12 protein-coding genes and 1 riboswitch are annotated in these 12,224 nt (G+C 66.2%); of the genes, 5 read left to right on the top strand and 7 right to left on the bottom strand.

The window, feature by feature from the left end:
• The first annotated feature begins 9 nt into the window (after positions 1-9).
• Positions 10-137, top strand: a riboswitch (FMN riboswitch).
• 7 nt (positions 138-144) lie between these two features.
• Together pnuC and ACTIAO_RS07915 are read left to right on the top strand one after the other, a co-directional pair.
• Positions 145-861: a nicotinamide riboside transporter PnuC gene (gene pnuC, locus ACTIAO_RS07920; RefSeq protein ID WP_441905743.1), complete on the top strand. Its 717-nt coding sequence runs from the start codon at positions 145-147 to the stop codon at positions 859-861.
• Complete coding sequence (locus tag ACTIAO_RS07915; RefSeq protein WP_441905742.1) at positions 861-1,814, top strand: J domain-containing protein; 954 nt, start codon at positions 861-863, stop codon at positions 1,812-1,814. Before pnuC ends, ACTIAO_RS07915 begins: the two co-directional genes overlap by 1 nt.
• 13 nt (positions 1,815-1,827) lie before the next feature.
• Here the strand turns inward: ACTIAO_RS07915 and ACTIAO_RS07910 are convergent, their stop codons facing one another.
• Positions 1,828-2,421 (bottom strand): GNAT family N-acetyltransferase, encoded by a 594-nt coding sequence (locus ACTIAO_RS07910; RefSeq protein WP_441905741.1) that lies wholly within the window; start codon positions 2,419-2,421, stop codon positions 1,828-1,830.
• Positions 2,422-2,461: 40 nt separating this feature from the next.
• On the opposite strand from ACTIAO_RS07910, the gene ACTIAO_RS07905 reads away from it, so the two are divergent.
• The 3 genes from ACTIAO_RS07905 to ACTIAO_RS07895 are packed head-to-tail and all read left to right on the top strand — an operon-like array spanning position 2,462 to position 4,310.
• Positions 2,462-2,689, top strand: a complete 228-nt coding sequence (locus ACTIAO_RS07905; protein WP_441905740.1) for an RNA-binding S4 domain-containing protein — start codon at positions 2,462-2,464, stop codon at positions 2,687-2,689.
• Positions 2,686-3,633, top strand: coding sequence for a cell division protein ZapE (gene zapE, locus ACTIAO_RS07900; protein WP_441905739.1), 948 nt, complete (start codon positions 2,686-2,688; stop codon positions 3,631-3,633). The genes ACTIAO_RS07905 and zapE overlap by 4 nt, the downstream gene beginning before the upstream one ends.
• A 20-nt stretch (positions 3,634-3,653) precedes the next feature.
• Positions 3,654-4,310, top strand: a complete 657-nt coding sequence (locus tag ACTIAO_RS07895; RefSeq protein ID WP_441905738.1) for a histidine phosphatase family protein — start codon at positions 3,654-3,656, stop codon at positions 4,308-4,310.
• Positions 4,311-4,316: 6 nt separating this feature from the next.
• Here the strand turns inward: ACTIAO_RS07895 and ACTIAO_RS07890 are convergent, their stop codons facing one another.
• The 6 genes from ACTIAO_RS07890 to ACTIAO_RS07865 all read right to left on the bottom strand — a co-directional run bounded on the left by ACTIAO_RS07890 (position 4,317) and on the right by ACTIAO_RS07865 (position 12,199).
• Positions 4,317-5,702: an aldehyde dehydrogenase family protein gene (locus ACTIAO_RS07890; protein WP_441905737.1), complete on the bottom strand. Its 1,386-nt coding sequence runs from the start codon at positions 5,700-5,702 to the stop codon at positions 4,317-4,319.
• A gap of 21 nt (positions 5,703-5,723) precedes the next feature.
• The gene (locus ACTIAO_RS07885) at positions 5,724-6,788 is read right to left on the bottom strand and encodes a DUF2804 domain-containing protein (RefSeq protein ID WP_441905736.1); all 1,065 of its coding nucleotides are present in this window, start codon (positions 6,786-6,788) and stop codon (positions 5,724-5,726) included.
• Complete coding sequence (locus tag ACTIAO_RS07880) at positions 6,785-8,023, bottom strand: MFS transporter (RefSeq protein ID WP_441905735.1); 1,239 nt, start codon at positions 8,021-8,023, stop codon at positions 6,785-6,787. The genes ACTIAO_RS07885 and ACTIAO_RS07880 overlap by 4 nt, the downstream gene beginning before the upstream one ends.
• A gap of 139 nt (positions 8,024-8,162) precedes the next feature.
• On the bottom strand, positions 8,163-9,440 hold the full coding sequence (locus ACTIAO_RS07875) for a type II toxin-antitoxin system HipA family toxin (RefSeq protein WP_441905734.1): 1,278 nt from the start codon (positions 9,438-9,440) through the stop codon (positions 8,163-8,165).
• Positions 9,433-9,654 (bottom strand): helix-turn-helix domain-containing protein, encoded by a 222-nt coding sequence (locus ACTIAO_RS07870; RefSeq protein WP_441905733.1) that lies wholly within the window; start codon positions 9,652-9,654, stop codon positions 9,433-9,435. Before ACTIAO_RS07870 ends, ACTIAO_RS07875 begins: the two co-directional genes overlap by 8 nt.
• A 55-nt stretch (positions 9,655-9,709) precedes the next feature.
• Positions 9,710-12,199, bottom strand: coding sequence for a glycoside hydrolase family 2 protein (locus ACTIAO_RS07865; protein ID WP_441905732.1), 2,490 nt, complete (start codon positions 12,197-12,199; stop codon positions 9,710-9,712).
• Between the last annotated feature and the right edge of the window lie 25 nt (positions 12,200-12,224).

The following is a 12,224-nucleotide window of genomic DNA, read 5'->3' as shown; positions in this document are numbered from 1 at the left end:
GAACACGCACACGTGCTCCGGGATCGGTGAAACTCCGAACCGGCGGTCAAAGTCCGCGACTCGCAGCCCTTCCGGCAGCGATTGAACCGGTGGAATTCCGGTACCGACAGTCACAGTCTGGATGGGAGAAGCACAGGGGGAACAATGGACGTCCTGCGATGGCTGGTCGATCTCTTCAATTCGCAGTGGATGCTGCCGGGCGGACAGACGCTCCTCATCCGCGAAGTCGTCGGCAACGTCTTCGGCCTCGCCAGCGCCCTCGGCGGCATGCGCCGCAAGATCTGGGCGTGGCCGGTCGGCATCGTCGGCAACCTGCTGCTGCTCACGGTGTTCCTCGGGGCCATCCTCAACCCCGACCACTCGCTGCCGAACCTGCTCGGTCAGGCCGGCCGCCAGGTGATGTTCATCGCCGTCGCGATCTACGGGTGGATCCGCTGGCGACAGGCCACCTCCGACACCGGCCAGGTAACCCCGCGCTGGGCGTCGAACGGCGCGCGCATCGGTCTCATCCTCGTCCTCGTGATCGGCACGATCGCCCTCACTCCCCTCTTCCGAGTGCTCGGGTCCTATGAGCCGGTCTGGGCGGATGCGTGGACCTTCGTCGGCTCGCTGCTGGCAACCTATGGCATGGCCAAGGGCTGGACGGAGTTCTGGCTCATCTGGATCGCCGTCGACGTCGTCGGCGTCCCACTACTGTTCAGCGCCGGGTACTACGCCACCGGTTTCATGTACGTGTTCTACGGCGTCTTCACCGCGGTCGGATTCTTCGTCTGGTGGCGCGCGCAGGCGAACGCCAAGCCGCATATCGACACGATCATGCCCGACCCTCGCATAGGAAGCACCGGCGAGAATAGGGAGTGATGTTCGACAGCCCGCTCTCCGCCTCCGCCTACGAGGTGCTCGGCGTCGAGCCTGCCGCCACGGCGGAGGAGATCAAGCGCGCATTCCGGCTTCGCCTGCGCCAGACCCATCCGGATGCCGGCGGCGACGCGAGCGCGTTCATCCAGGTGCAGCGGGCGTGGGAACTGATCGGGACGCCGGAGGCGCGCACCGCCTACGACCGGGGCCACGGGCTCGGCGCAGCATCCACCACCACGACCGGCGCGGAACAGAGCTGGAGCGGCTGGCGCGCGCCCGCGCCGCGCACCGACACACGGCCGAAGGCGCGCGCGTACGGGCATCCGGGCGGCTGGCGCCGCGAACGCTACCTCGCCCTCATCCGTGAATGGGCGGGCGTCGGCGTCGACGTTCCCGACCCCTACGACCCGGCTCTGGTGCGCTCCGCACCGCTCGAGGTGCGTCGACTGCTGGCGGATGCCCTCGCCGAGGAGGCTACGGCAGGAACCGTATCCGACCTCGGGATGGGCTTCACGGTCTGGCACGATGTCGCCACCAGCGCCGACCCTCTGCTTTCTGGGGACGCAGACAAGCTCGACCACGTCATCCTCAGCCCGTCCGGTCTGTACGGGGTGATGTCCGAGGACTTCGCCGAGGTCGTACGATTCCGACGCGGCGAGATCATCGGCCCTGGCATCGCCGGCCGGGCCCCCGTCGCCACTCTCCTCGCCCGCATGCGCGTGATCGCGCGCGCCGCGAAGGTGCGCTTCGGCGGCGCCATCATCGTGCTGCCCGACGACGACCTCGATCAGGCCGTCACGTCACTGGGCAAGGTCCGCGGAACTCCCGTCGTCGTCGTGCGCCGAAGCGCTCTGAGCATGGTGCTGCGCCAGGGCGTGCCCGGCGTGCGCGACATCGGCGGCAACGAGCTGTTCGACGTGCGCACCCGCTTGCAGCAGACGATCCGGTTCGTCTGAGACTGAGAGATTTTCAGATGACGGCGTCCGTGCGGATGCCGAGGAGACTGCCCGCTCCGGCATCCGATGGCAACGGGCGAAAGCCGAGCTTCGTGTAGAACGCGACGGCGTTCGTGTTGCTCGGCGAAACCCCGAGGTGCACCCCCGACACGCCGCGCTCGCGCAGCTCGGCGAGCAGCGTCCGCATGAGTTTTCGCCCCATTCCCTGACCCTGCAACTCCGGCAGCAGATCGATGTGCAGGTGGGCGGGGTACTCCGCGAGCTCGTCGATGATCATCCGGTCCGGGTCCAGACCCATGTCGAGGATGCTGGACGGCTCGAGGTCGCTGTACTTCGATGAGAACGCGGGCAGCCACTCGCTGCGGTAGCGCTCCACGAAAGCGCGCGTATCGGCAACGGCGACGATGTACCCCGACACCCGCTCCCCCGTGTCCACGACGAAACAGGTCGCAGGCTCGAGGTCGACGTACGGCAGCGCGAAGATATCGGCCAGCAGTTCGTCGCTACCGTGCATTCCGGTCGCATCCTGGCCGCCATCGCCGGTCTTCAGGCAGATCTCGGCAACATCGGAGCGGTCGGTCTCACGGAATCGACGGATGTGGGTCATCCCATCATCCTGACACGACGCTGTCACGTACGATTCAGACATGAGCAACTCCGACCCGATCGAAGACGTATCCATCGGCGGCGAGGTCATCCGGCTCGGACAGTTCCTGAAGTTCGCAGGGCTCCTCGACTCCGGCGGAGATGCCAAAGAGATGATCATCGACGGATACGTGCAGGTCAACGGCGAGATCGACCGTCGCCGCGGCCGTCAGCTGCATGACGGCGACACGGTCACGGTCGAAGGGCGAACCGTTCGCGTCCGTCCGTGACAAGATCCACTCTCGACGACGATCAGCGTGCGCTCGTCGACGCTCTCTCGCGTGCCACGGCGCCGACCTCGAACGCCCGCGGCCTCTACATCCACGGACCTGCCGGCCGCGGCAAGTCGTGGGTTGCGAACGCCTTCTTCGAGTCGCTTCCGACGACACGCAAGACCCGCGTGCACTTCCACGGATTCCTGGATGCTCTGCACCGCAGCATCCACGACCGACGCCTCCGGCAAGACAGAGACGAAGCGGATGCTGTCACGCAGGCCATCGACGACGTCACCGGTCGCAGTCGGGTGCTGTTCTTCGATGAGTTCCACGTGCACGACTCCGGCGATGCACGACTGCTGACACGGCTGCTCGAGCACGTGTTCCGGCAGGAGATCACGGTCATCGCGACGTCAAACTACGCCCCGGACGACCTGCTGCCGAACCCGATCTGGCACCATCTGTTCGAGCCGGGGATCGCGCTGATCCACGCTCACATGGATACCTTCGAACTCGACGGCCCGACCGACTACCGAACTCTCGCGCACGATCACTCGAGCGGGTTCGCCAGCGGCTCGTGGACGACGTCGGCCGCGCTTCCGGATGCTCGCGAAGCAACCGTCGCCCGCGTGCGCGACCGTGAGTTCCCGGTACTCGCCGCCCGTCCTGACGAACTGTGGATCTCTTTCGCGCAGCTGTGCGAGACGCCCACCTCGACGATCGAATACCTGGAGTGGGCGCAGTCGTTCCCGCGCTGGGTGATCACTGATATCCCGGCCTTCGCGGATGCTGACGCTCAGGCGCAGCAGCGGTTCATCAACGCCGTCGACGTGCTCGTCGACGCGGACGTCCCGGTGACGTTCGTGTCACCGAGCGGCCTCGATGCGTTCCTCGCCGGCACGACTGAGCGCCCGGACGCATTCCGCATGGCGAGCAGGTTGCAGCTGCTGCGGCGCTGAGGAATCGGTAGGTTTGCCCTGTGGATGCCACTGACCCGCTCCCCGACCGACCCGCCCCCGACAACCCGCAGGGCAAGCTCGTGCTGCTCCGGCACGGCGAAACCGAGTGGTCACGCACGGGACGGCATACCGGGCGCACCGATGTGCCGCTGACCGCGCACGGCGAGGAGCTCGCGCGCGCGGCCGGCGAACTGGTGCGCGACTACGACTTCCGGCTTGTGCTCACTTCTCCCCTGCAGCGCGCCCGCCGCACCGCCGAGCTCGCCGAGCTCCATGCCGACGTCGATCCACTCCTGATCGAATGGGACTACGGCGGATACGAGGGACGGACGACGAAGGACGTTCGCGCCGAACTCGGCTACAACTGGTCGGCGTTCACGCACGGAGTGATCCGCGGCGAGACACCCGGCGAGACCGTCGAAGAGGTCGCGGCCCGCGCGTCGCGTGTACTGACCCGCGTGCTCCCTGCGATGGTCGACGGTGATGTCGCACTCGTCGCCCACGGGCACTATCTGCGCATCCTCGCCGCGGTCTTTCTGCGCCAGGCACCGCGATTCGGCGCATCCATCACATTCGGCGCAGGATCCGTCTCGGTACTCGGCTACGACCGCGAGCAGCCCGCGATCCTGGCCTGGAACCACGGCCCGCAGCTGCCGATGGAGCCGCCGGAGAACTGACGACGCCTACGGCGCCAGATGCCCGATCGCGTCGTGGAGCCCCTTGTGCGTGCCGTACGGCGGGTACTTGATCCGCGGATCGACGGATGTGCTGTGGTGGAGCACGCCACGTGCGTTGGTGAACGCCTCGAAGCCGAACCGTCCGTGATACTTGCCCATCCCGGAGTTGCCGACGCCACCGAACGGAAGCTCCGGAATCAGCGGCTGCAGCGCGCAGTCGTTGACGACAGCATCCCCTGATTCCGTCGCGTCGAGGATGCGCTCGGTCACGTGATGATCCTCGCTGAAGACATACAGTCCGAGTGGTTCGGGGCGGCCATTGACCCAGTCGATCACTTCGTCCACGGAGGTGACCTCGACCACGGGAAGGATCGGACCGAAGATCTCCTCCTTCATCACCGGATCGTCCACGCTCACGTCGACGAGTACCGTGGGCGCGACGTATCGCTCGGCACGATCGGTCTGCCCACCCGCGACGATCGTGCCGTTCGTCAGGTATCCGGCGAGCCGGTCGAAGGTCCGCTCGTTGATCACCCGACCGAAGTCGGGGCTTGTCTGCGGGTCTTCTCCGTAGAACTCCCGAATCGCCTCCTTGACGTGCCCGAGGAATTCGTCCTTCACCTCCGGCCAGATCAGCACGTGGTCCGGCGCTGTACAGATGTGCCCCGCGTTGATGTACCGCATGTACGCGATCCGGCGAGCGGCCGTGCGGATATCGGCCGAGGAGTGCACGATGGTGGGGTTCTTGCCACCGAGCTCGAGCACGACCGGGGTCAGCTGCTTGGCGGCCGCCTGGTGGATGATCTTGCCAACGGCAGGTCCACCGGTGAAGAAGATCATGTCCCATTTCTGCTCGAGCAGAGCGGTCGTTTCCGGGACGGCCCCTTCGACCACGGCGAACGCCTGGGGGTCCAGGTACCGGGGAATCATGTCGGCGACGACCGCGGAGCATGCTGCCGCGACCTCGGACGGCTTGATCACCGCCGTATTGCCCCCGGCGATGGCGGCGACGAGCGGCGCCAGGGTGAGCATGAACGGCTCGTTCCACGCGCCGATGATCAACGTCACCCCGAGCGGGTCACGCCGCACCTCGGTATATCCCGGCTCCATCACCACCGGCGCCGCCGCCCGCTCCGGTTTCATCCATGCGTCAATGTGCCGCAACGCATGCAGTGCTTCCTTCGCGCTGTACGCCACGTCCATGAGGTCGGCGTCATAGCGGTTTCGACGCAGGTCCTTCCAGAGCGCGTCGTACATGGCCTCGCTGTTCTCGGTGACCATCGTCACCAGTGCGTGCAGCTGCGCTTTGCGCCAATGGACGGACCGCGTGGCTCCCGTCAGGTAGTAGGCCCGCTGCGCCGCGATGAGACTGGAGAAGTCGAGATCACTCATGCCATGACAGTACCGGGCCGGTCACCAGCGGTTGCGGACGTCCTCCACCCAGCCCTCGAGTCCATCGATCGAAACCCACTGACCCTGATCGGTCAGCACGCGGCCGGTGAACGTGCCGAAGCACTGGTGCGCTTCGTTGAAGATGACCAGGAAGTTCGTGCGCGCGTGCCGCTCGAAGAACGGCGTGAAGGTGATGTCCATCCGTGCGTTCCGGAGGTGCCAGGGCTTCATGAAGTCCTGACGGTCGTACTCCCATCGAAGGCCGATCGGGATCTTGTGCACCCGGCCGTCGATCGTGACACCGGTGTGCGAGACGCCGTTCAGTGGCATGCCGTCGGGGTCTGCGCCGCCGAAGTTGATTCCGATCCGACGTCCGTCGACCTCGCCGACGGCTGCTCCCCAGTTCCAGTTGGTGACGTAGGGCGTGCGGGAGCGGGCGTGGTCAAGCACCGCGAAGCCGGTCGCGTCGTACGTGACACCGTCGATCGAGATCGTGCCGGTGGTCGGGCGGTCGGCGTCCTTGACGGTGTAATCCACCAGCATCCGTCCGTGCGGCGAGGCGATCCCCATCGCCTCGTGGCCCGGCAGGGTGGCGGCAAGGACGTCGACCTGCACGCGCGGCGTACGGGCGCGCAGTCTCGTGCCGGCATCCGAATCCACGAATCGCAGCTCGACGCGACGCCCGCGTGAGGTGTTCACGCCGGTGCCGTGCGTTCCGGTGAGGGAGAGTCCGCGGCTGAGCGGGGAGATCTCGAAGGCATCGATCTCGGTGAGCATCGCACGATCGAGTACCCACACCTGACGGACGTTCGCGTAGTCGAGGCCGCCGATCGTGAGCGCGAAGATGTGGGTCGGAGTGACGATGCCCCAGTACTCCCAGCGCTTGTTGCGCCCCCAGCCGTACGAGCCGCGACCGATGCCGTCGGTGTCGTGCAGCTGGTGCCGGGCCCAGCCGACGGATGCTTCATCCAGCCGTCCGCGCTCGTCGACCAGACGGACGCGGGAGGTGATCTCGCGGTCGTGCACGTCGGGCCGCGCCCGCGCAGACAGGCTCATCGCAGACAGCGTCATCGCACGCTCGCTCATCGCACGCTCCGAATCGGGACGACCGACAGCGCACCGGCGAGCGCGAAGACGATACCGGCGATGAAGACCGCGGTGTAACTGCCCGTGATCGCGATCAGGGCCCAGACGATCACCGGCGTCATCGCCTGCGGGAGCGTCGTGGCGATGTTGAGGATGCCGAGGTCCTTCGCCGCCGCCTCGGCCTTGGGCAGAACCTCGTTCATAAGGGCCGAGTCCACGCTCATGTAGATGCCGTACCCAAGCCCGAAAGTGATGGCGAGGGCGAACATCCCTGCGACGCTCGGCGCGAAGAGCGGGATCGCGAGGGATCCCGCCATGATGATGGATGCCACGATCACGAAGACCTTGCGCCGCTGCATCCGGTCGCTGATCTTGCCGGTGAGGAAGGCGGTCGCCAGGGCACCGACGAGCATCACCGCGGTCAGCGGAGTGCTTAGGGCGGTGGAATCGGCATCCGAGACGCCGACGTAGTCGCGCAGGATGTAGAGCAGGTACGACTGCACGCTCTGGTACGCCAGGATCAGCAGGAAGCGTCCGGCGAATGCCCACCAGAAGTCCGGATACCGCCGAGGGGCGACCCAGAAGCTCGCGAAGAACTCCTTCCAGCGGAACGGCGGACGCTCGAGATCCTTCGACGAGAAGTCGCGGTTGAAGATCGTGAACAGCAGCGTCACGACGAGGATCATTCCGCCGAAGGTCGCGTATCCGATGCCGATGCTGTTCGCGAAGAAGCCGGCACCGGCGACGCCGAGCCCCATGCCGACGAACGTTCCCATCGCAAGGATGCCGGATGCCGTGCCGAACCGCTCGCGGGGAAAGCGATCGGGCACGATAGCTGCCTGCGCTGTCGCGACGGCGTTGAGTGCGAGCATGACGAGCATCCAGTAGACGCCGAGCGTCCAGAGCTCTCCGGCACCGGAGAGCAGCACCATCATGAGCGCCGCGGTGGCGGCGCTGATGACCATCCACGGTGCGCGACGGCCGAATCGGCTGCGCGTGCGGTCGGAGAACGCACCGATCAGCGGGTGGATGATGATCGCACCGATGGATGCCGCGGTCATAACCAGCGCAAGGTTGCCGACCTTGTTCGCCGGATCAATCTGCTGCACCTGGTCGGGGATGAAGATGACCATGAAGCCCGCGTAGCAGGTGAGCAGCGCGGCGTTCATGACGAACAGCCAAGTGAGGAGTCGACGATCGGTCGTCTGCGGGCGCACGGGGGCCAGAATGCTCATCAAATTCTCTCTCGCGGCAGCGTCGCCGCGCGTCTGACGCCCCCGCGTTCGGGTCACGGGAGCGATCCACTGTAACTTGCCACGTGGAAAATGCAAAGCGCATGGACCACACGATCAGCGTTCAGGTCCGTAAAGCCGCTCAGAGGGCGATCGCCGGCGGCAGCGCGCGCGTCCACGCACGGTCGCCGCGCAGGAGATTCTCGGACTGCTCGCGCAACAACTGCGTGGTGCGCTCGGTGGATCGATCGACGGTCGGTTGTGTCTCCACGGCCCGGAGAATGCTCTGCAACGTGGAGGAGACGACTTCGGAGGCACGCGATGGAGCAATGCCCCATGAAGAACCCTCGGCGACGACATCCGACGCGGTCACGTCCGACAGAACAGATCTCCCATTGATACGCAGCGAAAGAGGCGAGAACTCTGGATCGAAGAGTGTCTGCGGTACGACGTCGTAAGCATCAGCGAGAGTAGCGCGCTCACCGCGAGTCTCGAAGGCTCCGCGGAGGTCCGGCAGCAGAAATGAGTGGTTCTTCGCGTGAGCATCAGTGTTTCCTGCGGCAACGTTGAGGACCGTCAGTGCGAGGAGCCGCTCACGCTCGGAAGCCTCTGCAGACAACGCTGAGTGCGGAAGCAGTCGTGCGATGTTACGCAGGGACGCACGGGGGTTGACTGACTCATATTTGTCGTTGCCACCCCACGCCAGGCCGAGCGCTTGTGCAGCGTCTTCCTGGTGGAGGCGACCAACGTCGGCGCCCACTCGCACCCGGTCGTACCGCTCGACGACCAGAACGAGCCGGTCGCCTGCCGGTTCCAGTCGCGTGCTGTGCGTGGAAAGGCCGATCTGCCGGGCGATCTCATTGAGATGTGATTCGGCACGGATCCGGTCGGCATGCTCGAGCGGAACGGGCTTGAGGAGGTGCGTGCTGGGGGTGCTTCCGCGACCGATGAGCCACTGTTCCCGGCTCGCATCCCAGGTGAGTGCGACTTTCGGCTGCACGCCCGTCGCCGCGGATCCGCCACCGCCGACATTCGCGCCACGCAAATACCCCGCTGCACGCTCGAGGATGCGTTCATACTCATCCTCTTCGATGACTACCGGGTCCATCGGCGGCCGAGGTTCTCCGATCGTGACAGCGCCGCCGACGTCGGCTCCCACTTCTGCGAGAAGGCCGAACAGATCACGGGAGGAGATTCGTGCTTCGCGAGCCAGCCGCTCCAACCCCGCACCCTCTGGAAGCAGCCCACCCAAGAAAGGCGAGACATCAGCATCCGACGCCCCGAATGGAATCGAGTGCGACAGCACAGGCGAGTTCAGAGGGGCAAGAGTGTTCCATTGCGGAATCCAGGTGAACAGTCCCGTGGGATGGAGCTCACCGATCTGCGTGCCTTCCAGGCGAACGACAAGCGTGTCAGTCATCTGAGACGCTCGCGCTCAATCGAATGCCGAGCGCATCAAGCACGGCGAAGTAGCGTGCGTTGATCTGCTTGCCTTTGCCCGACTCCAACTCTGAGAGCCATCGCTGCGTGACACCGATGCGCTCGGCCAGCTCGCGCTGCGACAGCCCGTGAGTTTCACGAGTGTGGCGCACCAGACGGCCGAGGTCCGCCGGTGAAGTGATGATCGCTTGCATATCGCCGCCTTGATGCTGATTTCGTAATCGGATTCAATCGATTACTTTATCGTAATCACACACTGCCCACCAGCTGGTTGCCCGAGCGCGCCACGAGCGGATGCAGCACGGCTGCGGCATCCACCTCGGCGACGCCGGTGATTCGGAAGACGGCCTGCTCACCGGGCAGAAGCGTGACAAGCCCGCGGTCGACCGTCGCGTCGGGGGCGAGTCGGTCGACCAGCAGGGTGAGATCACGCGTCAGCGCACCTGCCGCGATCGTCACATCGTGCGAGCCGTCGTCGCGGCGGGCCACCTCGGCGGTGAGTCCGGGGGCGGCGAGCGCGCTATCGCGCGGCTCGGCGAACCACCAGAGGCCTCGGTTTCCGGATGCTTCGGCCAGGAGCAGTTCGGATGCCGCATTCTCGGCCGCGACGATATCCGCAGGGATCTGGACGCGCATGGTCGATCGGGGTGCGACCGTCACCGGCGACGTATGCGCTGTGCGCACGAGCCCATCGAAGCCGACTCGGCGCAGCACGAGATCGCCGCCCCATTCGTCGTCGGTGTCATTGCTCAGCACAGCATCCAGCCCGTCAGCCGCAGGCTGGATCGTGACCACACGCGGGGCGAACGCGTTCTTGATCGCGAACAGCAGCGGCTTCTCGCGACCATCGCCATCGATCGCCGCCCACGAGGTCACCGGCCAGCAGTCGTTGAGCTGCCAGACGATGGCGCCGGAGTTGTGCGGGGCGAGCGAGCGGAACCAGTCCAGCGCACAGCCGACCGCGTTCGCCTGATTCAGCTGCATAGCCCAGTGCCAGCTCTCGATGTCGTCCGGGACCCGGTAGTGCGCGACGAGTCCTGCGGCGAGTTTGGTGTTCCCGTCGATCGCCTTCTGGTGCACGATCATCCCTGGTGAATCAGGGGTCAGCGGGTCGTCGCTGATCGCGCGGGTGACGGTCGTCCATGCCGGTGGTCCCTGCCAGCCGAACTCCGCGACGAAGCGCGGGCGGTGGTCGCGGTACGTCGGCCAGTCCAGCCGGTTCCACTGCTCCCACAGGTGCATCGTTCCGTGCTGCTCGTCATTCGGATGAGGCCCGGTCTGCAGGTGTCCGTCCCAGCCGCCGCCGGGACTGAACGGGCTCCCCGGCGCGTAAGGAACGTGCGGAGCGATCTCACCGATGACCTGCGGGAACAGCTCGTAGTAATAGTGCGCGCCCCAGGTCTTGCCGTCGAGCAGTGCCTTCCACCCCCAGTCCTCGTAGCCCCAGGTGTTCTCGTTGTTCCCGGTGAACAGCGCGAGGGACGCGCGGTGCGCGAGGCGGGAGACGTTGTCGCGGGCCTCTGCCTCGATCTCGCCGCGCAGCGGTTCCTCTTCGGCGTAAGCAGCGCAGGCGAACAGGAAGTCCTGCCAGACCAGCAGTCCGAGCTCATCGGCGAGGTCGTAGAACTCCTCGGACTCGTAGATGCCGCCGCCCCATACGCGGATGAGGTTGAGGTTCGCGTTCTTCGCCTGCTCGAGGCGGGCACGGTAGCGGGTGCGGTCCACGCGGCTCGGGAACGCGTCGTCGGGAATCCAGTTGACGCCCTTGACGTAGATCGGACGGTCATTGACGATCAGCGTGAACGGCGTGCCTGCGGCATCCGCTTCGGTGTCCCAGCGCAGGTCGCGGAAGCCGACCCGGCACGTCGCGGTGTCGAGCGGCGCACCTTCGGCGGTCAGGATCACGTCGACGTCGTACAGCGGCTGGGCGCCGTGACCCGCCGGCCACCAGCGCTCGACATCGCTGATCAAGAGTTCGACATCGGCGGACGATGCGGATGCCGCGATGCACGCCGTCTGCTCGGCACCCGCCGCTCGCACGGTCAGTTCGAGATCGGTGTCGGCGGCGCGCTCGAGGCCGACGTGAACGCGGACGATGCCGCCTTCGCCGTCCGGGCTCGCCACGACGCGCACCTCGTCGAGGCGTGCGATCGACCAGGACTCCAGACGAACCTCACGCCAGATCCCGCTCGTCGCGGTTGCGATCCCCCAGTCCCAGCCGAAGCTGCACGCTGATTTGCGGATCGCGTCGAACGGCGAAGGGTAGGGCCCCGGGCGCGCTCCGAGCGCGACGCTCTGCGCGTTGGCGTAGCGCACGGGGCTGCGGAAGGCGACGGTGAGCCGGTTCTGCCCCGCCGTGACGATGTCGGTGACGTCGAGCCGGTAGGTGCGGTGCTGGTTCGCGACTTCGGCGAGCGCGTGTCCGTTCACGATGACGGTCGCGACCGTGTCCAGCCCGTCGAAGACGAGGGTCTGTCGCGCGGCATCCTGCTCATGCTCGCCATCATCGGGGTCGAGCGCGAAGGTCGTCTCGTACGTCCAGTCGACGAGGCCGATCCAGGCGAGAGCCGACTCGTTGTCGTCGAGATACGGATCGGGGATGAGCCCCGCGCGCATCAGGTCGAGGTGAACGACACCGGGGACAACGGCAGAAATCGCGTTGGACACCTGGGCGGGGCCGGATGCCGCGTGCACCCGCCATCCGTCGGTGAGCGGTCGGCGGATGAGAGGACGAGCCATGCGGTCAACCTACCGCGTCACGATG

Source organism: Microbacterium sp. (genome assembly GCF_052099035.1).
Lineage (GTDB): Bacteria > Actinomycetota > Actinomycetes > Actinomycetales > Microbacteriaceae > Microbacterium.
The sequence above is the reverse complement of the archived record's forward strand: the minus strand, read 5'-3'. Positions and strand labels throughout refer to the sequence as shown.

Coding starts and splice junctions, on each gene's coding strand:
- ACTIAO_RS07885 (WP_441905736.1), bottom strand. CDS start 6,788: ATGAGCGAGCGTGCGATGACGCTGTCTGCGATGAGCCTGTCTGCGCGG.
- ACTIAO_RS07865 (WP_441905732.1), bottom strand. CDS start 12,199: ATGGCTCGTCCTCTCATCCGCCGACCGCTCACCGACGGATGGCGGGTG.
- ACTIAO_RS07880 (WP_441905735.1), bottom strand. CDS start 8,023: ATGAGCATTCTGGCCCCCGTGCGCCCGCAGACGACCGATCGTCGACTC.
- ACTIAO_RS07905 (WP_441905740.1), top strand. CDS start 2,462: ATGAGCAACTCCGACCCGATCGAAGACGTATCCATCGGCGGCGAGGTC.
- ACTIAO_RS07870 (WP_441905733.1), bottom strand. CDS start 9,654: ATGCAAGCGATCATCACTTCACCGGCGGACCTCGGCCGTCTGGTGCGC.
- pnuC (WP_441905743.1), top strand. CDS start 145: ATGGACGTCCTGCGATGGCTGGTCGATCTCTTCAATTCGCAGTGGATG.
- ACTIAO_RS07875 (WP_441905734.1), bottom strand. CDS start 9,440: ATGACTGACACGCTTGTCGTTCGCCTGGAAGGCACGCAGATCGGTGAG.
- ACTIAO_RS07910 (WP_441905741.1), bottom strand. CDS start 2,421: ATGACCCACATCCGTCGATTCCGTGAGACCGACCGCTCCGATGTTGCC.
- ACTIAO_RS07890 (WP_441905737.1), bottom strand. CDS start 5,702: ATGAGTGATCTCGACTTCTCCAGTCTCATCGCGGCGCAGCGGGCCTAC.
- ACTIAO_RS07915 (WP_441905742.1), top strand. CDS start 861: ATGTTCGACAGCCCGCTCTCCGCCTCCGCCTACGAGGTGCTCGGCGTC.